The 24,903-nt window shown below is 72.9% G+C and carries 16 protein-coding genes; 3 read left to right on the plus strand and 13 right to left on the minus strand.

From position 1 onward, the window contains the following. Positions 1-265: 265 nt before the first annotated feature. The gene (locus NW895_RS20740) at positions 266-718 is read left to right on the plus strand and encodes an ATP-binding protein (RefSeq protein WP_289937242.1); all 453 of its coding nucleotides are present in this window, start codon (positions 266-268) and stop codon (positions 716-718) included. 3 nt (positions 719-721) lie between these two features. Here the strand turns inward: NW895_RS20740 and argF are convergent, their stop codons facing one another. The 6 genes from argF to NW895_RS20770 form a co-directional block, all read right to left on the minus strand. After that, entirely contained in the window at positions 722-1,729 is a 1,008-nt protein-coding gene (gene argF, locus NW895_RS20745) for an ornithine carbamoyltransferase (protein ID WP_289937243.1), read from the minus strand. Between the two features lie 72 nt (positions 1,730-1,801). Continuing rightward, on the minus strand, positions 1,802-3,028 hold the full coding sequence (locus NW895_RS20750; RefSeq protein ID WP_289937244.1) for an arginine deiminase: 1,227 nt from the start codon (positions 3,026-3,028) through the stop codon (positions 1,802-1,804). Between the two features lie 179 nt (positions 3,029-3,207). Beyond that, positions 3,208-4,926, minus strand: coding sequence for an HEXXH motif domain-containing protein (locus NW895_RS20755; RefSeq protein ID WP_289937245.1), 1,719 nt, complete (start codon positions 4,924-4,926; stop codon positions 3,208-3,210). Between the two features lie 130 nt (positions 4,927-5,056). Next, on the minus strand, positions 5,057-5,284 hold the full coding sequence (locus NW895_RS20760) for a hypothetical protein (RefSeq protein ID WP_289937246.1): 228 nt from the start codon (positions 5,282-5,284) through the stop codon (positions 5,057-5,059). Between the two features lie 101 nt (positions 5,285-5,385). Then, complete coding sequence (locus NW895_RS20765; protein WP_289937247.1) at positions 5,386-6,546, minus strand: caspase family protein; 1,161 nt, start codon at positions 6,544-6,546, stop codon at positions 5,386-5,388. Then, positions 6,543-7,718, minus strand: coding sequence for a hypothetical protein (locus NW895_RS20770; protein WP_289937248.1), 1,176 nt, complete (start codon positions 7,716-7,718; stop codon positions 6,543-6,545). The genes NW895_RS20765 and NW895_RS20770 overlap by 4 nt, the downstream gene beginning before the upstream one ends. 160 nt (positions 7,719-7,878) lie before the next feature. Here NW895_RS20770 and NW895_RS20775 point away from each other — a divergent pair, with 160 nt between their 5' ends. Beyond that, complete coding sequence (locus tag NW895_RS20775; RefSeq protein WP_289937249.1) at positions 7,879-9,204, plus strand: cation:proton antiporter; 1,326 nt, start codon at positions 7,879-7,881, stop codon at positions 9,202-9,204. A 290-nt stretch (positions 9,205-9,494) separates the two neighbouring features. After that, on the plus strand, positions 9,495-10,607 hold the full coding sequence (locus NW895_RS20780; RefSeq protein WP_289937250.1) for an ABC transporter substrate-binding protein: 1,113 nt from the start codon (positions 9,495-9,497) through the stop codon (positions 10,605-10,607). 513 nt (positions 10,608-11,120) lie between these two features. On the opposite strand, the gene fxsT is transcribed toward NW895_RS20780, so the two are convergent. From fxsT to NW895_RS20815, 7 genes are all read right to left on the minus strand, one after another. Next, positions 11,121-15,656: an FxSxx-COOH system tetratricopeptide repeat protein gene (fxsT, locus tag NW895_RS20785; protein ID WP_289937251.1), complete on the minus strand. Its 4,536-nt coding sequence runs from the start codon at positions 15,654-15,656 to the stop codon at positions 11,121-11,123. After that, positions 15,657-16,739 carry an AAA family ATPase gene (locus NW895_RS20790; RefSeq protein WP_289937252.1) on the minus strand — a complete coding sequence of 361 codons (1,083 nt, stop codon included), beginning with the start codon at positions 16,737-16,739 and terminating at the stop codon, positions 15,657-15,659. Then, a complete protein-coding gene (locus tag NW895_RS20795; RefSeq protein WP_289937253.1) occupies positions 16,736-18,238 on the minus strand; it encodes a hypothetical protein in 1,503 nt (500 codons plus the stop codon). The genes NW895_RS20790 and NW895_RS20795 overlap by 4 nt, the downstream gene beginning before the upstream one ends. Positions 18,239-18,432: 194 nt before the next feature. Further along, complete coding sequence (locus tag NW895_RS20800) at positions 18,433-20,979, minus strand: polynucleotide kinase-phosphatase (RefSeq protein ID WP_289937254.1); 2,547 nt, start codon at positions 20,977-20,979, stop codon at positions 18,433-18,435. Continuing rightward, positions 20,976-22,439: a 3' terminal RNA ribose 2'-O-methyltransferase Hen1 gene (locus NW895_RS20805; RefSeq protein ID WP_289937255.1), complete on the minus strand. Its 1,464-nt coding sequence runs from the start codon at positions 22,437-22,439 to the stop codon at positions 20,976-20,978. The genes NW895_RS20800 and NW895_RS20805 overlap by 4 nt, the downstream gene beginning before the upstream one ends. Before the next feature lie 375 nt (positions 22,440-22,814). Next, the gene (locus tag NW895_RS20810) at positions 22,815-23,555 is read right to left on the minus strand and encodes a methyltransferase domain-containing protein (protein WP_289937256.1); all 741 of its coding nucleotides are present in this window, start codon (positions 23,553-23,555) and stop codon (positions 22,815-22,817) included. 256 nt (positions 23,556-23,811) lie between these two features. Next, complete coding sequence (locus NW895_RS20815) at positions 23,812-24,735, minus strand: LLM class F420-dependent oxidoreductase (protein ID WP_289937257.1); 924 nt, start codon at positions 24,733-24,735, stop codon at positions 23,812-23,814. Positions 24,736-24,903 lie beyond the last annotated feature (168 nt).

Here is a 24,903-nt window from a genome sequence, read left to right on the forward strand (position 1 = left end):
CCTGTCCGTGACTGTCGTCACGAGCGCGCGATAGACCGTTCGGGTGCGGGGCATGCGCAGGTGAAGCGGGGATGACCTCACCTCGTCACATCCGTCACAGCTCCTCGACACCGGCGTAACGGCGGGAGCAGCCGTGCGCGGCGGGCCGTTGGCCGGGGTAAGCCGTCCGGCAACGGGGCCGACGGCCCCGTACGGCGCCCGCCGACGGACCCCGCCGGGGGCGCTCGTACCATTCATAAAAGTTGAAAGCAGGACTGCCTGCTCCATGAACGGACCCGCCTTGCACGAACGCTCCTCAGCCCCCGCCTGCTGGCGCATCCCGCTGCCGCACACCGCCGCGGCGGTGCCGGTGGCCCGCGCGCTGGTCCGTACGGCGCTGGCAGAACTGGAGCACGCGGCCGACAGCGACACCGCGGAACTGCTCACCGCGGAGCTGGTCGCCAACGCCGTGGAGCACACCGCCGGACCGATAGAGCTGGTGGTGGAGCTGCGGCCGACCGGCTGCCAGGTCGAGGTGCACGACCCGGACCCGGCGCCGCCCGGCGACCTCACGCACCCGGCCGCCGGGGAGCCCGACCCCTGGCAGGAGCACGGGCGCGGACTGCTGCTGATCCGCACCCTGAGCTCGTCGTGCGGCCACCGACCCACCGACGCGGGCAAGGCGGTGTGGTTCCGGCTGCCGACGGTGCCGCGGCAGCGGCGGCCCTCCGAGACCTGAAGCTCAGGCCAGCGTCGCGACCAGCACCGCCTTGATGGTGTGCAGGCGGTTCTCCGCCTCGTCGAAGACGACCGAGTGCGCCGACTCGAAGACCTCGTCCGTCACTTCCAGGGACTCCAGGCCATGGGTCTCGTGGATCTCCTGGCCGACCTTGGTGCCCAGGTCGTGGAAGGCGGGCAGGCAGTGCAGGAACTTCACGTCGGGGTTGCCGGTGGCGCGCAGGACGTCCATGGTCACGGCGTACGGGGCGAGCGCGGCGATCCGCTCGTCCCAGACCTCCTTGGGCTCACCCATGGAGACCCACACGTCGGTGGCGACGAAGTCGGCACCCCGGACACCCTCCTCCAGGGCTTCGGTGAGCGTGACACGCGCCCCACTGGCCTCGGCGAGCTCGCGGGCCCGGTCGACGATCTCCTGGGCCGGCCAGTAGGACTTCGGGGCGACGATCCGCACGTCCATGCCGAGCAGGGCGCCGGTGATCAGGTAGGAGTTGCCCATGTTGAAGCGGGCGTCGCCGAGGTAGGCGAAGGAGATCTCCTTCAGCGGCTTGGTGCTGTGCTCGGTCATGGTCAGCACGTCGGCGAGCATCTGGGTGGGATGCCAGTCGTCGGTGAGGCCGTTGTAGACGGGGACGCCCGCGTACGCCGCCAGCTCCTCCACCTTCTGCTGGCTGTCCCCGCGGTATTCGATCCCGTCGTACATCCGCCCCAGCACGCGCGCGGTGTCCTTCACGGACTCCTTGTGGCCGATCTGTGAGCCGGACGGGTCGAGGTACGTCGTCGAGGCGCCCTGGTCGGCGGCGGCGACCTCGAAGGCGCAGCGGGTGCGGGTGGAGGTCTTCTCGAAGATGAGCGCGATGTTCCGGCCCCGCAGGTACTGCGTCTCGGTCCCGGCCTTCTTGGCGGCCTTCAGCTCGGCGGCCAGCTCGACCAGACCGCGGAACTCCTCCCCGGTGAAGTCCAGCTCCTTGAGGAAGTGGCGGCCGGCGAGGGCGGTCGGGACTGTCGCCATGGGGGCGCTCCAGGGATACGGGGGACTCAGACTGCTGGAATACTATACGAAGTCCAGCATGGATATACAGACCTAGGGGATGGCGGCCCGTTCGACCGGGCAGCTCATGCAGCGCGGCCCGCCCCTCCCCCGGCCCAGCTCGCTGCCCGGGATCTCGATCACCTCGATGCCCTGCTTGCGCAGATGCGTGTTGGTCGTCGAGTTCCGCTCGTAGGCGATGACGACGCCCGGCTCGACGGCGAGGACGTTGCAGCCGTCGTCCCACTGTTCCCGCTCCGCCGCGTGGACGTCCTGGGTCGCGGTCAGCACACGGATCTCGCTCAGTCCGAGCGCGGCGGCGATCGCACGGTGCATGTGCTCCGGCGGATGGTCGGTGACCTTCAGCTCCTTCTCCTCGGTGCCCGGTTCGATGGTGTACGAGCGGAGCATGCCGAGCCCCGCGTACTGGGTGAAGGTGTCGCCGTCGACCATCGTCATCACGGTGTCGAGGTGCATGAACGCGCGCCCCTTCGGCATGTCCAGGGCCACGATGGTCTCGGCGGAGCCCGCCGCGAACAGCTTGTGCGCGAGCATCTCGACGGCCTGGGGCGTGGTCCGCTCGCTCATGCCGATCAGGACGGCCCCGTTGCCGATGACCAGCACGTCTCCGCCCTCGATGGTCGACGGGTAGTCGGCCAGCCCCTCGGACCAGACGCGGAAGCTCTCGTCGCGGAACAGCGGGTGGTGCCGGTAGATGGCCTCGAAGTGCACGGTCTCGCGCTGCCGGGCGGGCCAGCGCATGGAGTTGATGGAGACGCCGTCGTAGATCCAGGCGGAGGTGTCGCGGGTGAAGAGGTGGTTGGGCAGCGGATCGAGGAGGAAGTCGTCGAGCTCCATGACGTGGAAGCGCACGGAGGTCGGCTCCGGGTGCTCGTCCAGGAACTCCCGCTTGGTCATGCCGCCGATGAGGGCCTCGGCCAGTTCACGCGAGGGCAGGGCCTCGAAGGCGGCGCGGAGGTGGTCGGTGGCGAGGGGGCCGTACTCCTTCTCGTCGAAGACCCGGTCCAGGACGAGGGATCTCGCCGCCCGGATGCCGAGTACCTCGGTGAGCAGGTCGCCGAAGAGGTGGACGGTGACCCCCCGGTCACGCAGCACGTCGGCGAACCCGTCGTGCTCGGCCCGCGCCCGCCGCACCCACAGCACGTCGTCGAAGAGGAGGGCGTCCTTGTTGCTGGGGGTGAGCCTTTTGAGCTCGAGATCCGGCCGGTGCAGTATGACGCGGGTGAGCCGCCCGGCCTCGGAGTCGACATGGAATCCCATGCCTCCATCCTGACCAGTCGGGCGCCCGTTCACCCCCTGCTTGCGGCGACCTTCTGCGGACGGCGGCTCAGCCGCCGGGCCCCGGCGTAACCGTCGAGCGCGGCGGCCGGGCTCCCAGACGGCGAGATCCCCGTCAGGTGTGCCTGGGACGGAAGGGCAGACACCGACCGGGCCACGGCTCAGCCGCTGGGCTGCGGCTGGAGCAGTTCGGGGCGGGCCAGCAGCCGCCGAGTGGCGTGGCCCCGGTCCAGGGCGGCACGGGCCACGATCCAGCCGGCCAGGAGGTGGGGGTCCGCCGGATCGCGGGCGAGGCTGTCGGCGTAGCCGTCGAGCGCTGCGGCCGGGTTCCCGGCGGCGAGATGCTCGTCGGGGGTGTGGGGGGCGGCGGGGCGGGTGGCGAAGGCGTGGGTGCGCAGGTCGGGCCAGAGCGGCCGGTCCGTACGGAAGCGGGGGGCGGCGGGCGCGTCCGCCTCCGGTACGACGTTGCGCAGCCGCCACTCGGTGCGGTGCAGGGCGGCGGCCGTGCGGGCCCGGGCGAGCGCGGCCGGGTCGACGGGTTCGCGCAGCCAGCCGTCCAGCGTGGCCGCGAGGCCGCCGACGAGCCGGCGTCCCGCGGCGGTGAGCCGGCCGCTGGCCAGGAGGGTGCGCACGACCAGCCGGGTCTGCAGCCGGCGCAGCGCGAAGTGGTACGCGGCGGCGTCGGCCTGGGCCGGATCGGCCATGCGGTCCCGCCAGAAGCCGGTGACACCGGTGAAGGCGTACGCACCGTGCAGCAGGCCGGTGAGGTGCCGCGGGTCGGCACGCCAGGGTGCGTAGTAGCGCTCCTCGCGGTCGTCGTCGAGGAGGGGGAAGAGATGGAGGAGCGCGCCCAGCTTGCTGTGCTGGAACTCGTGGACCAGCGTTTCGGCAAGGGCCTGACCGGTGGCGGGGCGGGAGATCACCATGCTGCCGAAGGAGTCGCCGCTGGAGGCGGAGATCCCCACGGTGGGCGGCGCGGGCGGTGTGGCACGGGTCCGTCCCCACGGCACGACGGCACGGATGACGGCCGGGTCGAGCCGTCCGGGCCCGTCCCCTCCACCGCCCGCCCCGGTGAGCACCCCCACGGCCTCGTCGAACACCCGCTGCCATTCCCCGGCTTCGTCGGCGTCGAGCCGGGCGGGCGGTACGGGGTCGTCCAGGTCGCGGTAGGGGTCGAGGTCGTCGAGGGGTATGGCGACGGTTCCGGCGGGGCCGGTGTGGGTGAGGGTGCGGAGAGGGAGCCAGGTCGCCTCTCCGTCGCTGCCGTCCGGGTCGGCGGCGGCCGGTTCCCCGCCGCCCAGCGGGGCCGTCGTCGGCCGGCAGGTCACGGAGGTCGGGCTCCCGTCCCGTCCGGGGCCGGTGAGCGTCAGCTCTCCCCGGCGGGTGCCGGCCAGGCCGACCGTCAGTCCGCCCTCCGCGTCCGGCAGGCGGGCCAGCCCCAGGCCCGGCAGGTGCAGGCCACCGTCGGTGAGGGGGACCCGGACGGTGGTCTCCGTACCCGCGTGCAGGGACGCCGTGACCGCCAGCGCGCACAGGTGACCGGCCTCCGCCCACAGCGGCGGCCCGGTCGCGGTGCCGTGCACCCTGCGCAGCATGTGGGCGACCCAGCCCCCGGTCGTCGGCGCGAGCAGCAGCCGGTCGACGGGCTCGGGAGCCCGCGCGGCGGCCTCCTTCATCAGGTGCCAGGCCTCGGCGGCCGGCGTCAGCGGCGTGGGCAGCGCGTCGATGCGGGCCAGCAGGGTCCGCAGCAGGAGCAGCCGGCGTGCCCGCTCCCCTCGTTCGAGGAAGGCCAGGGCCTCGGCCGAGCCACCGCCGGCGGCCAGTTCCGCGAAGAGCGGCTCGGGCATGCGGAACGGGGCATGGCGCTGCGCGCTGGTCATTCCCGGGACCTCCGGTCGTGTGGGCGGGTGGGGGACCGCGGCGTGGCGGAGCGGGAAGCGGTGACCGGCGGTGACGCCCGTGGGCAGCGCGACGTCGGCGCGTCCGGCGACATGATCCGCGCGGCCGGCGCTAGTCGGCCCGGCCGCCCGTCTCTCCTCCCCCGCTGATGCCGCTGCGGGAGCGCAGGACCTCTTCGAGAAGGCGGGCAGGGGGGCTGAGCGGGGTCAGACCGTCCACGGCGGTCAGTGGCAGCGCCGCGAGGTCCGCCAGATCCGACTCCCAGACGAGGGCACCCGCGGTGGGGGCCGGCTCACTGACGGCGGCTTCGGCAGTGTGCAGAGCGGGCGGCTGGTCCAAGATGCGTCCCCCTTCTCGCACGGTGGCACGCGATGCCCCGTGTCCGGTTCCATCATGGCCATTCCTGCCCGCTTGCGGAACCGTACGATCACGCCACCTGATCATCCAGGGCCGTGGGGGCGGCTCTTCGATGCCGCGAACTGCCGTAGCGCCTCGGCGAGTTCGTCGCCGCGGTCGGGATCGTCGTCGACGGACACCACGGCGTCGTACAGGTCCCACAGCGCCTGCGGGTGGCGCCGGCCGAGCGCGGTGAGGATGCCGGTGGCGTCCGTACGGGCAATGGTGTGACGGGGCAGCGTCGCGGTGACGCGCGGGTCCAGCGCGGCGACCACCGTCTGCCGTTCGGCGGGGTCCCTCATCAGCGGATAGGCAAGCAGCGCGTCCACCGCCCGGACGAGTGGCGAGCGGGGACGCGGCCCGGCACCCGGCCCCGAGGGCGGCAGAATCTCGGAACGTTCGGGGCTCTGCAACCGGATCTCGGGATACTGCAGAGTACGGCCCGCTTCCCTGAGGGCCGCGATACGCGACCGCACGGCCGGAAACAGCTCTTCCGGATCGGGCGGCGCGGGCAGGACGGCGGCCCGGTCGGCCAGCAGGCCGAGCAGCACGTCCGAGAAGAGCCCGGTGCCGCGCACGGGGTCGTTGACGGCGGCCCGGCCGCGGCCCGCGGAGCGCAGCACGGTCTGCCGGTGGGTGAGGGTGCGCCGCCCCACGGGCAGGGCGTCGGGCGGCAGCGGCTCCCGGAAGCCGAGGGCCTCCTCGAAGGTCTCGCAGGCGTCCACGATCCACAGCTGCTCGGTGAAGGAGGGCACGGCGTCGCCCGCGTAGCGTTCCAGCGCGGAGTCCAGGTCGATGCCCGCCTTGTCGGCGGTGGTGGCGTCCGCGCAGAACAGCCGTAGACGACCGGAGCGGTCGAGGACGCCGTGCCCGCCCCACCACACCCACAGGACGTCGCCCTGACCCGACGGCAGATCGCTGACGAGGACCCGGCGCAGGGTGGTCCGGTCGGCGGGCGCGTACGGCACGTCGGGGGTGAAGGGCGGCAGCGGGGCCAGGTGGAGCCGGAGCCGGTCCTCCGGCACCCCGGCGGACCGCAGCAGCCGGTGGAAGGCGACGGCGTCCCGGGCAGGTCCGGGCAGATCCCACGCGGGACCGGCGTCGTAGGCCTCGATCCCGACGATGAGGGCGTGCACGCGGGCCGGGTCGACGTGCGGCACGGGCGCCGTCGGGCCGGTCACGGCGGTGGAGTCCGGGCCGGTCACGGCAGGTGGTCCGCGATGTGCCGGTACACCGCCGGGTTGGTCCAGTAGGCGCTGTGCGCGGCGGGGAACGGCTGGCGGCTGTCGACGGCGACGTCGGTGACGCGCCCGGGGAACAGGCCGGCGCCGAGGTAGCCGAGCAGGTCCCGTGGGTCGTACAGATTGAGCCAGTCGGGGACGTGCGGGGGCAGCGGCGCGGGGTGTTCGAGAGAGGGCAGGGATCCCGACTCGTAGAGGAAGGGCCCTTGGGAGCCCGCGGTGACCAGGAGGCGGACCTGGGGCAGCGGGGTGAGGACCAGCGTGTCGAGGGCGATGATGCCGCCGAGGCTGTGGGCGACGATCACGACGGGCGGCTCCAGACCGGCGAGCAGGTCGCGCAGCCCGGCCCGGACCGCCTCGCCGCGGCTGAGGTAGCGCAGGACGTCCCCGGCGGCGGGGTGGGCGGCCTCGGTGAGGGCGCGCCGACGCCGTACGACGGCACGGGAGGCGGCCGAACCGGCGACCCGCAGCAGCAGGGAGCGCACCCCGCGCTCCGTGCCCCGCGGCGGTGCGCCGAGTGCCTCGGCGAGCCGGTCGGTGACGGCGTCCCGCACGTCGCCGACGGGGACGAGCGGCGCGTCGGCGTCGAGGGCGTCGGCGATGATCCGGGCGGTCAGGGAGCGGGCGGCGAGCGCGGCGAGGTCGTCCGGGTCGAGGGCCTCGGCCACGGCGCCGAGCAGCGGGTGAGCGGCCAGGTCGGTGGCGGCCCGGGCCAGGCCGGGGCCCACCTCGGCCGCGGGCGCGTCGCCCTGCGCGGCGAGCGCGGCGAGCTGTGCCTGCAGCTTCTGCTCCTGCGGTACGAAGCCGGGCGGCCGCTCGCCGGCGGGCCGCGCCCCGGCCATGGCGAGGGCGAGTTCGGCGTACGGGTCGGCGTAGAGGGCGGCCCAGGCGGCCGATGTGTCGTCGGCGGGGTCCGCCCCGGCCGGGGTATCGGCCAGGCCCCGGGTCGTGCCCGCTGCCGGCGGCAGACTCGCTCCTCCGGCGGCGAGCGTGGCGCCGTGCGCGCCGCCCCAGTAGTACGGCATGAGGCGCAGTCCGGGACGCAGGGCGGTCAGGCCGGCCCCGACCCGCCCCGCGAGTGCGGAGAAGCCCGGTTCGCGGACCCCCGTCCCGTGAAGGAAAACGACCGCCGTCATGTGCCCCCCGTGACACGGTGCAGGTCGGTGTACGACTCCCGATGCGACGTCAGATCAACAGTATGCTATGGAGGTTGGGGCCGCCCCGAAGATGTCCGACCTGCCGGCGGCCGAACGATCGGCTGCGACCACAGGACACGACCGAACACGGGGAGAAACCGTGAGCCCTGACGCCATGATCGCGCATTTCGTAGGTGCCGCGGCCCTGATCCTGGTGGCCGCGCATGCGGGCGGCTGGCTGGCTCAGCGGCTGAAGCAGCCCTACATCGTGGGGCAGTTGACGGTGGGGATCGCGCTCGGTCCGTCGCTGCTCGGCCATACGGCGCCGGGGGCGTACCAGGCGCTGTTTCCCAAGGAGATCTCCCCCGCGTTGATGGGGTTCTCCCAGTTCGCGCTGGTGGTGTTCCTGTTCGCGGTGGGCTACGAGCTGGATCTGAAGGTGCTGGGCGACCGGGCGCGCGCCTCGGTGACGGTGGCACTGGCCGCGTTCGTGGTGCCGATGGCGGTGGGCAGCGGTTGCGCGCTGCTGTTCCGGGAGCAGTTACGTGACCTGGGCATGCCGCGGGACCTCTCCCCCGGCATGGTGGTGTTCGCCGGTGTCGCCCTGTCGATAACGGCGGTGCCCGTGCTGACGGCCATCGTGCGGGAGAACGACCTGTCCCGCACCGTGCCGGGGGTGGTGGCGGTCTCCGCCGCCGGGCTGCTGGACGTGATCGGCTGGACGGTGCTGGCCGGGGCGCTGATGCAGAGCGGCGGCGAGAAGGTGCTCGACTGGCCGTGGCGGGTGGGGCTCGCCGTCGGCTTCGTCACCGTGATGGTGCTGGTGGCCCGGCCGGTGCTGCGCAAACTGCTGTGGGGCACGCGGATGGAGCCCTCGCTGCGGCTGGCCCTGCTCCTCGGCTTCGCTCTCGGGTCGGCCTGGGTGACGCACTCCCTCGGGTTGCATGTGATCTTCGGTGCGCTGCTCGCCGGGGTCGTGGTACCGCGGGAGAAGGGCGGCACGCTCGATCCGGATCTGCTGCGGCCTCTGCACGACGCCGGTTCCTTGCTGTTGCCGTTCTTCTTCGTGATCTCGGGGCAGTCCGTGGCCCTCGACAGCATGGACGCCACGGGGTGGGTCACGCTGGTGGTGGTGACGGTGCTGGCGGTGGTCACGAAGATCGGCAGCAGTACGGTGGCGGCCCGGCTCGGCGGTCTGGGCCGGCACGATGCGTGGACCGTCGGCGTCCTGATGAGCACGCGTGGCCTCACCGAGCTGATCGCCCTCAACGCGGGCTTCCAGGCGGGCCTGCTGAGCAAGCCCCTCTACACGGTCCTGGTCTTCATGGCCCTCGCCACCACGCTCCTCACCCAGCCGTTCCTGCTCCTGACCCGCCGCCTGGCCGAACGCGACCGGCCCGGCACCCCCACGCACACCACCGGCACACCACCGGTCGGACAGCCCCCGGACGGCACCCCGACGACGCCGGTGGCGGACGTGAGCTGACCGGGCGCGGTCCGCGGCAGATGCCGGGTACCGGAGTTCACGGCACGGAGTGCCACCCCGGCCGGGACACCAGCACGCGCCCCCGCTCAACGCCGCCGCCCGATGAAGCCTGGCAGCTCAGCGAACACATAATCGGTTGCCTGCCGGCGACGGTGGTGGATCCAATGACCGGCGTGATCACCCGGGCAGACGCCCGCCGCGGCGAGACATGATGAACGCGAACCGCCGACCCGGCCGACGCGCGATCCGGGCGGACCGTGACCGCATCGCCCCAGGGGAGACGCCAACCGATGAACACGCCACCATCGCCGTCCGGAGCGGAGCAAGCGGACGGGTCGTCCGTCCGTCTGGGGGCGCTGGTCCCGCTGACGCGGCCCGGCTGGGTGGAGGCGGGCCGGCACCTGCTCGCAGGACTCGAACTGGCCGTTCGCGAGGTCAACGACGCGGGCGGGATCGACGGCCGACCACTGGAGCTGGCGGTCCGGGACACCGCGGCCGATCCGGAGCGGGCCGCGGCGGCCGTGGACGAACTGGCCGCTCTGGGCGTGGCCGCCGTGGCGGGCGAGTACCACAGCGTCGTCGCCCGCGCCGCCGCCGCCCGGGCCGACGCCCTCGGCGTGCCGTTCCTCTGCTCGTCCGCGGTGCTCGACGCGCTCACCGAGGAGCCGACGGAGTGGGTCGCGCGCCTGGCCCCGGCCCAGTCCCACGGCTGGCGGATCTACGCGGACTTCCTCCTCGGCGCGGGCCGGCGTCGGATCGCCGTGGCGGCCCAGCCGAGCGTCTATTGGGCGTCCGGGACCCGCGTCCTGCAGGACCACCTCGCTCCCCGCGGCGGCACCGTCGTCGAACTCGACGCGAACGCGCTCACCCCCGAGGCCCTGTGCGACGCGCTCGTCGACCACGGTGCGACGGCGCTCCTCCTGCTGGTCGGCCATCCGGAGCCGGCGGTGCCGATCGTCAGGGCCGTCCGGGGCGACCGGCGGCTCGCGGAGATCCTGATCGGCGCTCCGGCCGGACAACCGGAGTTCGCCGAATGGGCCGAGGTGCTGGGCGAGGACGGCGCCGGGGTCCCGTTCCTGCGCTACCTGCCCGAGCACCTCGGTCCGCTCGGCGAACGCGTCGGGAAGGACCTCCGCGAACGGCTGGGCGAAGCGCCCTCCTTCGTCGCCTTCGAGGGCTGGGACACCGTCGCCGTCCTCGCCGACGTGCTGCGTTCGCACGGCACGGACCGGGCGGCCATCGCCGAGTCATGGCCGCGCGTGGCGGTCGAGGGCACCCGCGGGCCGATCCGGTTCTCCCGCACGCCGGGCATCAGCGTTCGGCAATGGGCTTGGACACCGGTCCAGGTCGTTGATCGGGACCCGGCGGAGCCCGATCGCTTCAGGATCCTCCACGCCGGCTGAGAGGGCACAGAGGCCCGGCTACCCAGAGCTGTCCGAGCTTGAGGCGCTCTCAGCTCCGCGGCGGGGCCCCACGACCGCATTCTCGGACTGTCGTGCGGCAGTCGGCGCTGGGGGCCCGCCGGAAGCGCCATCTCGTGGCGACCGCGCGGTGGCGCTTGAGGCGATCGATGCCGCACTCCACCGCGTGGCGCTCTTTGCAGTCGGCCGTGTCGGACTTCGGCGGCCGGCCACCGTGGGACCCGTGCTTCTTGCGGTTGGCGATCTGGTCGCGCTTCTCCGGGACCGTGCGGCGGATACCGCGCTTCGGCAGGTAGGCGCGGTTCGCACGGGCAGCCGTACGCCTTGTCGGCGCAATCGCGCCTGCCCCGCGACGCCCGGCACGCTCCCCCACGCTCTTCGAGCAGAGGGTACCCCCGGAGCACGCACCGGAGGCCGCAGGTCACGCCCTCCGGGCGGACGCACCCCACACACCCACCCCGCCACAACGCCTGCCGCATTCCGGACGGCGCGACGCTACAGCGGCATCGGTGCGATGTCGCATTCCACGCGGCGGTGCTGGCGGGCGGCGAGGAGCCAGGGGTGGTCCGAGCGGAGCACGCGGCTGAGGCCGTCGACCGCCTTGCGCTTCAGCTCGTCCGCCTCCGCGCCGCGGCCCAGCCCCCGCAGGTCGAGGGCGAGGTTCGTGGTGCAGGACAGGGTCAGCGGGTGCTCCGCACCGACGGCCTCGGCCAGCAGCGGCAGGTTGGCCTCGTCGATCTCCCGGGCCCGGTCGAAGTCCAGCCGGGCGTACGCCGTGTTGGCCTGGCCGATCGCGGTCGTCAGCGTGATCACATGATTGGCGCCCACCGTCTCCGTCAGCCGGGCGGCGGCCAGGTCGTCCAGTTCCTGCGCGGCGTCGAGCGCGCCGAGCGCCCGCATCGTGGCGGCCAGATTGGCCTTGGTCAGCAGGGTGTACGCGTGGTCCTCGCCGAGAAGCTGCGCATACCGCTGCACGGTCTCCTCGGCCAGCTCACGGGAGCTGTCGAGATCCCCGGCCAGGCGCCGGTCGACGGAGAGGTTGATCGCCGTCGCCAGTGAGTCGGCGTGGACGGGGCCGTAGCGGGCGACGAAGCGGTGCAGCGTCTCCTCGGAGAGTTTGGCGGCCTCTTCGAGCGCCCCGTCACGGCGCCGGCACACCGCGAGGTTCCGGGCGATGCGCAGCGTCAGCGGGTTGTCGTCGCCGAGGGCGCTGCGCGCCTGGCGGTACACGTCCTCCTGGAAGTCACGGGCACCGCGGTAGTCGCCGCTCTCGCGCATGTCGATGGACAGGGCGTTGAGCGTGTTGAGCGTGAAGAAACTGGCGGGGCCGTACAGCAGCTCACGCAGCCGGGCGTTCTCCTGGTCCAGTTCCAGGGCCTCGTGGAACCGGCCGCACAGTCTGAGGTCGACGCCCCAGCTGTGGGTGGCCCGCGAGGTGGTGAGGTCGTCCGGGCCGAACAGGGACCGGGCCAGCTCGGTGGCCTCACTGCCCAGCGCCTGCGCTTCCTCGAACCGGCCCTGGTAGCGGCGGGCGTCGGACATCTCGCACAGGGCGTCGACGAGTTCCTCGGCGTCCACGTCGATGCGGCGGGACACCTCCAGCGCCTTCTCGGTGAGCGGGATGGACTCGTCGATCTCACCGATCTGCCGCAGGAGGAATCCGAAGCTCTTCGCCATCTTGATGACGTTGGAGTCCTCCTCGCCGGAGGCCGCGAGCCAGGCGTTCCAGCACTGCCGGGCGAGTCGCGTGGCCCCTTGGTGGTCGCCCCAGTAGTACAGGAACAGCACGGTGTCGAAGACCAGTTCACGCACCCAGGTGTCGGTGCTGGTGACCGCCTGCGAGGTGAGCACATGCGGCAGCAGCGCCTGGTAGTTGCGCCATTCCAGGGACGAGGCGAAGTGGCCCGGCTTGGCGGCCGACAGCAGCTGGTGTGCCGCGTTCCGCATCCGCTCCCGTTCCTCGGCGTTCAGCTTGGCCAGGAGCACGGTCTGCAGCAGGCGGTGCATCTGCAGCGTGTCGGAGCGTGGGTCCACCTTGATCAGGGAGAACTGGCTGAGGTCGCGGACGGCGCGGTTCAGCCGGATCGACTCGCGCAGCAGCGGATCGACCTCGGGCGTGATGCTGACGCCCCGGCTGCCGCGCAGCATGGACCGCGGAATGGGCTCGGGGGCCATGCTGGCGCAGATGTCGAGGAGTTGCCGTGCGCCCGGGTTGGTCTCCCGGATCCGCCCCAGCGAGATGTCCCAGGCGGCGGCGACGGAGACCGGGTAGTCGGGGTTCGGGTCGAGCTGGAGGATCTCGGGGCTGCGCTCGTCGAGCAGGTCGAGGTACTCGTCGACGAGCATGCCGGTGACGGCACGCCAGGCGCCCGCCTGCTCCACGGCGAGCGGCAGGTCGCCCAGGGCGTCGGCGAGCCGGTCGGCGTCCTCCCGGGTCAGGTCGGGCGAGCGCTTCTGGAGCAGTTCGATCGACTCCTCGCGCTCGAAGACCTTCACCTCCAGCGGGGTGGCCACCCGCTCCCAGGCGCGGTTCCGGGAGGTGACGATGACCTTGCCGGGCCCGTTGGTGGGGAAGTACTTGCGCACCGCGTCGACGTCCTCGGCGTTGTCGAAGACGAGCAGCCAGTTGTCGTACGGCACGCCGGTGCGCAGCGCCTCCAGGACGGCCGGCACGGCCGTGTTGGCGGCGGGGGCGCCGGCGCTGTCCTGCGCCGGGGCGACACCCAGCTGGGCGGCCAGGGTGGCCAGCGCGGCCAGGATGAGGCTCTCCCGCTCGGCGGGGATCCAGCAGATCACCTTGTAGTCGCGCTGGTGGGTGTAGATGTACTCCAGGGCCAGCTGGGACTTCCCGACACCGCCCATGCCGTGCAGCGCGTGCGGCAGCACCGCCGCCGTGTCCTGGGAGACCAGCTGCGCCTCCACGTCCCCCAGCAGCGCCTGGCGGCCGACGAACGAGGTGTTCCGCAGGGGAACGTTCACCAGAAGAGCCGGCGGTGTGGTCGTGGTGGTGCTCTGCATGAGCGGCTCAGCCTCCGGGGCTTTGGGTTGGGACGCGTCGGTTACCAGGGCGGACACGGGCTCTCCAGGTGGGTCGGGGACCTTCGTCGATGGATCAGTGCCTTCTCCACCGTCGGAAGATCCGCCGCCACGCCGGGGGTTCACTCCGGCGGGTGTACTGTCGGGCAAACGGGCGTCCACCCGATCGGCCGTGCCGATCCTGGAGTCGATGCGCCGGGCGCGCGCGGAGTAGGGGCCCGAGAGGGCGCGCATCACGGCCAGTTCGGTGCGCACCCAGTCGTGCTCGGCCGGGTCGGGCAGCCGGGCCCCGGCCGGGTCGCGCAGGGCGGCGCGCAGCGCGACCCCGCGCTCACCCGCGGCGGGGAGCTCGCCCACCAGGCTGACGGTGCGCGCGAGTTGGGTGCGGGTGGTGCTGGCGAGGAGTGCCTCGCGCACTCCGTCGGCGAACTCGGGGCGGCCCTCGCCGCCGCTGTCCCAGTCGATCAGCCCGCCCATCAGGATCTCGGCGAGATGGTCGGGTCCGGTCTCCGGCATGGCCCGGCGGCGCAGCTGCTCCACGAGGTCGAAGTCGAAGGGGATGGCCGCCAGTTGGGTGGCGAGCCGCCGCGCGGCCGGAGTGGCGAGGGTGAAGAAGCGGCGTACGGCGGCCGTGGCGGCGCTTCTCAGGCGCGGGGCGCGCAGGCCGGGTGCGGGCGCGCCCTTGGTGAGGGTGCCGGCCAGCACGACGGGCAGGGAGCGGCGCACTCCGCGTTCGCCGGTGACGAGGTCGGCCCAGGCGGCGAGGGAGCCGGGCTTCAGGGACAGCACGGGGACGGGCACGGAGCCGTCGCCCGCGTCGGGCAGCGGGCGCATGGGGTCGGGACCGCCGGGCGGGGCCCAGTGCGCGAGGGAGTCGTTGGCGGCGCCGAAGCCGCCGGCCTCCAGGACCGCCTCGTACGGGTAGAGCGTCGAGCGGTGCCGCATGTGGGGCGGCAGCAGGTGGACGACGGCGGTGGGGCCGGCGTGGGCGAGACGGCCGAGCAGGGTGTCGGCGGCGGGGGCGGCCCAGCCGTGGGCGAGTCCGTCGGTGACGACGAGGAACACGCGGCCGCCGCGGCCGTCGAGCAGTTCGCCGGGGTCGGCGGCGGCGCGCCCCGCGGCCCAGCGCAGGGTGGCGGCGCCGGTGCGCGGCACGTTCACCCCGACCGTGCGCACGCTGTGGAAGGCGCCGCTGTGCTCGGCGGCCGCGGCGAGGCGGGCGGCGGTCTCCTCCCAGATCCGCATGGTGGGGGCGTCGTCGAGGAGCAGCACCAGGTCGAAGGCGGAGGACCGGACGGGCCGCAGGAAGGGCATCCACAGGCCGTCGACCACCCCGCGCTCGGCGGTGGTCTCCTCGTCCAGCTCCAGGGTGTCGCGGGAGGGCACGCGGCGGGCCAGCCGGTGCAGGGCGCGCGCGAGCAGGGCCGTGGGGCGGCCGGGAGCCTGCTTCGGGGGTTCCTCTGCGGGCAGCAGCGGCCGGTTGAGGTACAGGGTCTCGGTGCCCTCGGGGTGGATGCGTAACCGCAGGTCCGGGCGGGCCACCGGGGTCGGCCACGCGCCGGGGGCGGCGCCGGTGCCGAGGAGGTCTTTCAGCGGGGCGGGCGCAGGTGCGTCGGCGGCCGGAGGCGTCTGCGCGTGCCGTGGGTCCTCGGCTCCCTCGGGGCGTGCGGGTCCCTCGGAGCGCTCGGGCGGCCGCCGGTCGGCGCGCACCGGGTCGCGGGCCTCCAGCGTGGTCTGCGCGCCGGTGGCCGGGCGGTCATGGTGGGACCAGTAGGCGGCGAGCCAGACGGCGTCGGCGACCTCCTGCCAGCGCGGCGCGGGCTCCGCCTCGGGGGTCGGCCGGGCGCGGGCCGGGGCGTGCGGGGCAGCGGGGACCGAGGCTCCGTACTCACTCGCGTACTCGACGGACTCGGGGAACGCCGAAGGAGGCGACGACCCCGAAACGGGCTCACCGTCGCCGGCCCCGGATGCGCGCTCCCTGGGAAAGCCGTTCATTCAGCGGCCCTTCGCGAGGTCGCGGAGCAGCATTTCCACGAGCTTACGCCCGTCACCATCCGCCTGGAAACCACCCGCGGTAGTCATCTGCACGGCGTTCAGCAGCTGGTCCAGGGAGTGGGTGCCCCCGGCCTGGATCCGCTGCACGAACAGGTCCACCAGGTCCTCGGTGCCCGGGGGACGGGTCCCCAGGTGCCCCTGAACCATGGCCAGAAGTTGCTCCCGGGTGGGCGTGCGCATCTCCAGCGGCAGGCAGCGCCGCCGGAAGGCGGCCGGGAACTCGCGCTCTCCGTTGCTGGTGATCACCACGACCGGGAACTCCCGGCACTCGACCCGGCCGCCGCGCACCTCGGCGCGGCCGCCCGGGTCGCTGGTGTGGACGTGCGCGGCGCCCGCGGCGTTCCGCACCAGCTCCGGGACTTCATAGCTTCCGTTCTCCAGGACGTGCAGCAGGTCGTTGGGCAGGTCGATGTCGCTCTTGTCCAGTTCGTCGACGAGGAGGACACGAGGACGATCGTAGGGCAGCAGGGCCGTGCCCAGGGGGCCAAGGGTGATGAAGTCGCCCAGTAACGGAGGGAGTTGACGGTGATTTGACGATGCCTCGGTATCTTCGGGACCCGCTTGCGCCCCCTGCTGTTCCTGGCCGGCCGCGTCCCGCAGGCCGGCCTGCCAGGCGGCGATGGCCTGGGCCCGCCCCAGGGCGTCGTGGGTGTACAGCCCGTCCCTGAGCGTCGTCCGGCTGACGACGTTCCACTCCAGGACCCGTCCGAGGCCCAGCTCCTGGGATATCAGGTAGGCGAGCGTGGACTTGCCGACGCCGGGCGGGCCGGTGATCAGCAGCGGCCGGCGCAGCAGCAGCGCGGCGTTGACGGTGTCGATCTCCTCGGAGCCGAGCTGCGGGGTGACGTCGCGGCCGAGGCGGCGCAGGGCCGCCGCCGGGTCGTCCGGTGGCGCGGGCTGGGACGGACCACCGAGGAACCGGCGCCAGGGCGGCGCGTCGGGCAGCGTCGGCGGGGTGGCCGGTGGACGGCCGGTGGCGTGGAAGACGCGCCATTCCAGAGCCGTCTTCTCCTGCTCACTCATGCCGGTGCCTCCTCGCTGGCGAGATCGCCGTGGTCGGTGGTCTGGATGTCGACGAGCCGGGTGGGATCGTCCCAGAAGAAGCCGATGTGCCGCCCCAGTAAATGGGGACCCTGGGTGTGGACTTCGGCCTTCTGCCGGAGGCGGTGGATGGCCATCGGGATCTGTGCGGGAGTCGGCACCGACGCGAAGACCGCGGTCACGACTTCCCGCCGCTCCTCGACGAAGACCCCCCTGCGGTCCCAGATCGCCAGCCCGATCCCCTCGGCGATGGCCGCCTTCAGCGCCTCCAGGGCGGACAGGTCGGCCGGGGCGTCCAGCACCACGGCCGTGTGCCCGGCTTCCCCGGCGAGCGTGGTCTGCCACGCGTCGAGCCGCTGCGCGTCCGGCACGCTCCAGCCGTGCACCGCCACCCCGTGCTGCCGCAGGGCGCGCCAGCGTTCCTGCCACTGACGCCGGACCAGCACGTCGTCGGTCCGCATCCGCTCCAGACTGCGCAGGTGCACCCCGTACTTCAGTCCGAGCGGCAAGGGCCGCGCGTCGCCCGACCGGAACCTCAAACCCGCCACATCGTGGTTGAGCAGGTCGTACGGAAGGACGAACTCGATGTACGGCGGCGGCTGTTCGCGTCCACCCGGGTCCGGCTCGCGGTGGGCCGCCCAGAGCCGGTCGCCCTGGTGCAGTGCGCGTTCGACGGCCTGGCCGAGTCCCTCCAGGGTGGTCGTGACCGGCTCGCTGGGCTGCGGGTCCCAGCGGCCGGGCGCGGAGTTGAGCCAGGGGCGTACGACGATCTCGTCCGAGCCGTCGCGGGCCGGCTCGACGGCGATGATCAGACAGCGCGGGATCTCCGGGTCGCGCACCACCAAGGCGCGTGCGGCCCGGCGCCGCCCCACCTCTGCGGTCAGGCCCGCGCCGGCCGCCCAGCCGTCGACCCAGCCGGCCAGGGCGGCGCGGTGCCCGGGCGCCACGGCGATCCGGGCGGCCAGGTCGAGCAGGACAACGGCGGGCGGCAGGCCGTCCGGCTGCACGTTCCACTCCAGGACGTGCGTGAAGAGCTGTTCGGGAGAGAGCCCGGGCGGCAGGAAGAGACCGCCCAGCTCGTCGGCGAGTTCGTCCCGCAGCCGGACCGCGGACACCTCGCCCTTGGCTGCGGCCAGCAGGGCGCGGGCGGCGGCCTCGTCGGGGCCGTCCAGCGGGCCGCGCAGCGCCTCGGGCAAGGGGGGCGAGGCGGGGGCGAGCAGCCGGTCGAGTTCGTCGGCCGGCGCGGTTCCTTCGAAGACTTCGACCACTCTCACGAGTACGTGTTCCCCGCCGGCCACATTCAGTGCGGCGCGCACCATGGCCACCACGTCCTCGCGCAGCCGCACACCGCGCACGTCGACCGGCCGGCCCAGCTGTTCCCCCAGCACCGTCGCGAACTGCATGCGCCCCTGGGCGTCCTCCATGCAACTCAGTTCGCTGATGGCGCCGGTGAGCCGTAACAGCAGTTCAAGACCTTGCACGCGCGAGGAATCGACCTCGGGCCCGCCGAAACCCACGCCTGCCTCCACCGACTGTCCCCCATGAGCCGGTACCCTGCCTGACCGATCTGCGAAGTTAGCACGGCAACTGGCGGTTAACCAGGGACATGTGAGGCCCGGAGCGACGAAGTCCGGCCGAGTGCCCCAGGGTCGGGACACTCGGCCGGAACGCTTCGCTACAGGCGGGGGTCGACCGGCTCGGACTCCAGCGCCAGTACACCGAAGACCGCCTCGTGCACCCGCCACAGCGGCTCACCGTCCGCCAGCCGGTCCAGGCCCTCCAGGCCGAGGGCGTACTCGCGGATCGCCAGCGACCGCTTGTGGTTCAGGAACCGGGACCGCAGCCGGGCCAGGTTCTCCGGGCGCGTGTACTCGGGGCCGTAGATGATCCGCAGGTACTCGCGGCCCCGGCACTTGATGCCGGGCTGCACCAGCCGCCCCTGTTCGCTGCGCACGACCGCGCCGACGGGCTTGACGACCATGCCCTCGCCGCCGCGGCCGGTCATCTCCAGCCACCAGTCGACACCGGCCCGCACCGACTCCGGGTCGCCGGTGTCGACGTACAGCCGCCGGGTGGTCCCCAGCAGTCCGCTGCCGTCGTGCTCGACGAGCCGGTCGATCAGCGCCAGCTGCTCGTCGTGCGGCAGGCCGGCGAGGCTGCGGCCCTGCACGGCGAGGATCTGGAACGGCGCCAGGCGCACGCCGTCCAGGCCGTCCGTGGTCCAGCAGTAGCGCCGGTACGCCTGGGTGAACGCGGCGGCGTCGGCGGCCCGTCCGCGCTGGCGCCCGAGCAGCTCCGTCACGTCGACGCCCCGGGAGGCGGCGCTCTCCAGCGCGGCCAGCGCACCCGGGAACACCGCCCCGGAGGCGGCGCCCACCGCGGCGTACTGCGACCGCAGCAGTCCGGAGGCCTTCAGCGACCACGGCATCAGCTCGGCGTCGAGCAGCAGCCAGTCGGTCGCCAGCTCGTCCCACAGGCCGGCCTCGCCGATGGCGGTGCGCACCCGGTCGAGGACGGCCTCGGTGACCGACTCGTCGTCGAAGAACGGGCGGCCGGTACGGGTGTACAGGGACCCGGTGGGGCCGTCGACGCCGAACCTCCTGCGTGCGGCCTCGGCGTCCCGGCAGACCAGGGCCACGGCCCGCGAGCCCATGTGCTTCTCCTCGCACACCACCCGTGCGACACCGTCCTCCCGGTACTGCGCGAAGGCCTCCGCCGGGTGTTCCAGGTAGCCGTCGGCGTGCGAGGTCGCCGTGGGTGCCATGGTCGGCGGGAGGTACGGCAGCAGCCGCGGGTCCACGGCGAAGCGGCTCATGACCTCCAGGGCCGCGGCCGCGTTCTCCTCGCGGACGGACACCCGGCCCGCGTGCCGGGTCTCGACGACCCGGCGGCCGTGCACGTCCGCCAGGTCGAGCGGCCGCCCGTCGTGCCCGCCGGGTGCCTCGGTGCGCAGCGGCTTGGCCGGCTCGTACCAGACCCGCTCGGCCGGTACGTCGACCAGCTCCCGCTCCGGCCAGCGCAGCGCGGTGAGCTTGCCGCCGAAGACGGCGCCGGTGTCGAGGCAGATGGTGTTGTTGAGCCAGGTGGCCTCCGGGACCGGGGTGTGGCCGTAGACGACGGCCGCCCGGCCCCGGTAGTCCTCCGCCCACGGGTAGCGCACCGGCAGCCCGAACTCGTCGGTCTCCCCGGTGGTGTCGCCGTACAGGGCGTGCGAGCGGACCCGGCCGGAGGTGCGGCCGTGGTACTTCTCCGGCAGACCGGCGTGGCAGACCACCAGCCGGCCGCCGTCGAGGACGTAGTGGCTGACGAGTCCGTCGATGAACTCCCGTACCTGCGCGCGGAACTCCTCGCTCTCCCCCTCCATCTGCTCGACCGTCTCGGCGAGGCCGTGCGTGAGCTGGACCCTGCGGCCCTTGAGGTGACGGCCGTACTTGTTCTCGTGGTTGCCGGGCACGCACAGCGCGTTGCCCGACCCGACCATCGACATCACGCGGCGCAGCACGCCGGGGCTGTCCGGGCCGCGGTCGACGAGGTCGCCGACGAACACGGCGGTACGGCCCTGCGGGTGCACGCCGTCGGCATAGCCCAGCTTGCCGAGCAGCGCCTCCAGTTCGGCGGAGCAGCCGTGGATGTCGCCGATGATGTCGAAGGGGCCGGTGAGGTGGGTGAGATCGTTGAACCGCTTCTCGGTGACGACGGTGGCGTTCTCGACCTCCTCCACCCCGCGCAGGACGTGCACCTTGCGGAAGCCCTCGCGCTCCAGGTGCCTGAGGGAGCGGCGGAGTTCGCGGGTGTGGCGCTGGATGACGCGGCGCGGCATGTCGGCCCGGTCGGTGCGGGCCGCGTTGCGCTCGGCGCACACGTCCTCGGGCACGTCGAGCACGATGGCGATGGGCAGGACGTCGTACTGTTTGGCCAGGTCGATCAGCTGCCGGCGGGCGTCCTGCTGCACGCTGGTGGCGTCGACGACGGTACGGCGGCCGGCGGCGAGCCGCTTGCCCGCGATGTAGTGCAGGACGTCGAAGGCGTCCCGGGTCGCGCTCTGGTCGTTCTCGTCGTCGGAGACCAGCCCGCGGCAGAAGTCGGAGGAGATCACCTCGGTGGGCTTGAAGTGCCTGCGGGCGAAGGTGGACTTGCCCGAGCCGGAGGCGCCGACCAGCACGACGAGGGAGAGGTCGGTGACCGGCAGGGTGCGCGCCTTCACGTGGGTCCCGGTGGTCATGCGGCCTTCGCCTCCTTCTCGGCGTTCAGGGAAAAGACGGCCATCTGCGTGGGCGGTCCGACCTCGGGGTCGTCCGGGCCGACGGGAACGTACGTGACCCCGTACCCGTGGCGTCCGGCGACCGCCTCCGCCCAGGTGCGGAACTCCTCGCGCGTCCACTCGAAGCGGTGGTCGCGGTGCCGGACGTGTCCGGCCGGGAGGCTCTCCCAGCGGACGTTGTACTCGACGTTCGGCGTGGTCACGACGACGGTGCGGGGGCGGGCCGAGCCGAACACCGCGTACTCCAGGGCGGGCAGCCGGGGCAGGTCGAGGTGCTCGATCACCTCGCTGAGCACGGCGGCGTCATACCCCTTGATCCGGTTGTCGGTGTACGCCAGCGACCCCTGGAAGAGCTTCACGCGCGAGGCCTGCCGCTCCCCCATCCGGTCCAGCTTCAGACGCCGGGCGGCGATGGTGAGCGCGCGCACCGACACGTCCACGCCGACGATCTCGGTGAACCGCGGCTCCTTGAGCAGCGCCTGCACCAGGTGCCCCTCCCCGCAGCCGAGGTCCAGGACCCGGGTGGCCGCGCGGTCGCGGAGCGCGGCGAGGATCGCGTCGCGCCGCTGCACGGCGAGAGGCGTCGGCTTCTCCTCGGCCTCCGTCTCCGCCTCCACGGCGTTGTCGATCTCCTCGACCTCGCTGTCGTCCGCCTCGGCCAGGCGCACCAGCTCCAGCCGCTCCATCGCCTGCCGGGTCAGCGACCAGCGACGGGACAGATAGCGGCTGGTGATCACCTTCTGCTCGGGGTGCTCGTGCAGCCAGCCCTCACCGGCGCGCAGCAGCTTGTCGACCTCGTCGGAGGAGACCCAGTAGTGCTTGGCGTCGTCGAGGACCGGGAGCAGGACGTAGAGGTGGCGCAGGGCCTCGGCGAGAGTGAGGTCTGTGGACTCCAGTTCGAGCCGTAGGTACCGCGAGTCGCCCCACTCCGGGAACTCGGCGTCCAGCGGCACCGGCTCGGCGACGACCGTCCAGCCGAGCGGCTCGAAGAGGCGCCGCACGAGGTCGGGGCCGCCGCGCGCGGGCAGGGCGGGCACCTCGATCCGCAACGGCCTCTGCTCGGCGGGCAGGTCCGGCCTGGCGTTGCACACGCCCCGCATCGCGCTGGAGAACACGCCGCTCAGTGCCACGGCGAGCAGCGAGGAGGCGGCGTACGGGCGGTCGTTGACGTACTGCGCGAGCGCCGCGTCGGGTGCGCCGCCCCGGCCCTTGCCCTTGCCGCGCCGGACCAGCGCCACCGCGTCCACCTCGAGGAGCAGCGCCGCCGTGCAGCGCTCGGCGTCCGCCTCCGGGTAGAGGACGTGGGCCGTGCCGTAGGAGGTGGAGAACGCCTGCGCCTTGTCGGGATGCTTGTGCAGCAGGAAACCCAGATCGGTCGCGGGGCGCTCTGGCGTGCCGGTGGTACTGATGGTCAGGAACACTGTGGGTCAACCTCGAATTGCGCTCTGCGCTGCGAGTACGCAGGGGACGAACGCGCTTTGTCGTCGGCGCGTCCGCACAACGTACCGGGAACCCGCTGAGCACACCCCGGGATTTTCGCTCCGGTCAGGGAGGGCGTCGTTCACGCGGCCGTCGCCGCGATGAGGAGCGCGCGCACTTCGTCGGTCTCGGCGTCGGGACGTTGCCTCTCACCCGACAGCTGCTGAAGGGTGTGGATCACGGTCTTCACAGACGCTCCAAGCGGTTCGCCCGGGTGCGGGACGAGAGATCGTCGATCCGGCACTACCGGGACCCTGCTCCAGCGGGCCAGGGCCTGTCCGGCGAGGGGATGCCTTCACGTCTCGGCGCGGCGGAACTCACGGTTTGTGGGTTACCCAGAGCAGTTCCGCCGGCCAGCGGTGTGCCCAGTCGGGTGGGTCGGTTTCGTTGTAGCCGTTGGGTGTTCCGGGTTCGGGCCGCGGCTCGATGAGGTCGTCGATGATGAGACCCGCGCCGCGCAGGACCTTGACCCAGTCGCCGTAGGTGAGCTGATAGCTGGTCGCGCCGTCGTCTTCGGCGATGGTGTTCAGCCCGAAGTAGTCCTGCTGCAGCGTCGTGGTCACGCGGCCGGCGGCTTCGTCGTAGCAGGCTTCGAACCATGGGCTGGCGACGTTGAACACCAGGCGCCCGCCTCGAACCAGGACGCGTGCGGCCTGCGGGACGGCCAGGTGCGGGGGCGCCCAGCTGAGCCCACCGAAGTCGCAGAACACCAGGTCGAAGCTGTCGGCGGCGAAGGGGAGTTGTTCGGCGGCGCCTTGCACCAGCGGGTAGCGGTCCGCTCCCATCGCGCGGGCCGCTGCGGCGAGTTGGGCGTCGGACAGGTCGAGCCCGACCACGGTGGCGCCCTCGGCGGCGAGCGCCCTGGACCACTGGCCGGCGCCGCAGCCGAGTTCGAGGACGCGCTTGCCGGTGACGTCGCCCAGGGCGTGCAGGTGCGCGTCGGGGATGGAGTACATGCCCCACAGCCGGGGTGTGGCGCCGATTCGCGGGTCGTGCTCGTGCTGGTAGGCGCTGCTGATCCGGTTCCAGAACCGCCGGTTGGCGGGGATGCTGTCCACGTGCCGACTCCAGCACTGCCTGCCGCGGGCGGTCAACACGATTGGGGCACGGGCCGGCCCTCGCCTCGTTCCGGCCCTGGCCCGGCCCATGATCCGCCGGACGAGCCCTGGTGGACCGTGACCGCACGGAGATCTGGCGGCTGCCTGCCGCGTCCACCGAACAAACACAGCCCCCAGGGGACGGTGGCCCTGGGGGCTGTGCGGTCACGACGTGCCGTGTCCGTTCGGCCCGCTGTTCGGCGGTCGGCCGTTGCGGTCAGGACAGCTGGGACTGGACCTGGGAGGAGATCAGTTCCAGGTGGTCCAGGTCGTCGAGGTCGAGGACCTGGAGGTAGATCCGCTGGGAGCCGGCCTCCGCGTAACGGCCGATCTTGTCGACGACCTCGGCCGGGGAGCCGGCCAGTCCGTTGAGCTTCAGTTCGTCGACCTTGCGGCCGATCGCGTCGGCGCGGCGGGCCACCTCGGCGTCGTCCCTGCCGACGCAGACGACGAGGGCGTTGGAGTACGTCAGGTCGTCGGCGCTGCGGCCGGCCTCCTCGGCGGCGGCGCGCACCCGGCCGAACTGGCGCTCGCTCTCCTCGACGGAGCCGAACGGCATGTTGAACTCGTCGGCGTACTTCGCGGCGAGCCGCGGGGTACGGGTGGGGCCGTGACCGCCGACGAGCACGGGGATCTTCTCCTGCGCGGGCTTGGGCAGCGCGGGCGAGTCGGTGAGGTCGTAGTACGTGCCGTGGAAGTCGAAGGTCTTGCCGACCTCCGTCGCCCACAGTCCGGTGACGATCTCCAGCTGTTCTTCGAGGCGGGCGAACTTCTCCTTCGGGAAGGGGATGCCGTACGCCGTGTGCTCCTCCTCGAACCATCCCGCCCCCAGGCCCAGTTCGACCCGGCCGCCCGACATCTGGTCGACCTGCGCGACCTGGATGGCGAGTACGCCGGGGAGGCGGAAGGTTCCTGCGGTCATGAGCGTGCCGAGCCGGATGCGCTTGGTCTCGCGGGCGAGGCCGGCGAGGGTGATCCAGGCGTCGGTGGGGCCGGGGAGGCCGTCCACGGAGCCCATGCGGAGATAATGGTCGGAGCGGAAGAAGGCGTCGAATCCCAGGTCCTCGGTGGCCTTCGCCACGGTGAGCAGGGTGTCGTAGGTCGCCCCCTGCTGGGGCTCGGTGAAGATGCGCAGATCCATACTTCCATCCTGCACGCTCGCGCCCCGGCCACCCCGGACCGCCCCCGTCGTCCCCCGTCGGGTGAAATCCCGTCACCCCCCGCCCGGGCCGTGACCGGGCCAGTGACCGGCCCCGGCCATGATCGTTGGCTCGGGCGGAGCCGGACCGCCCGGCACCCGCGCCGGGCG

The organism is Streptomyces sp. S.PNR 29 (assembly GCF_030386795.1).
Classification (GTDB): domain Bacteria; phylum Actinomycetota; class Actinomycetes; order Streptomycetales; family Streptomycetaceae; genus Streptomyces.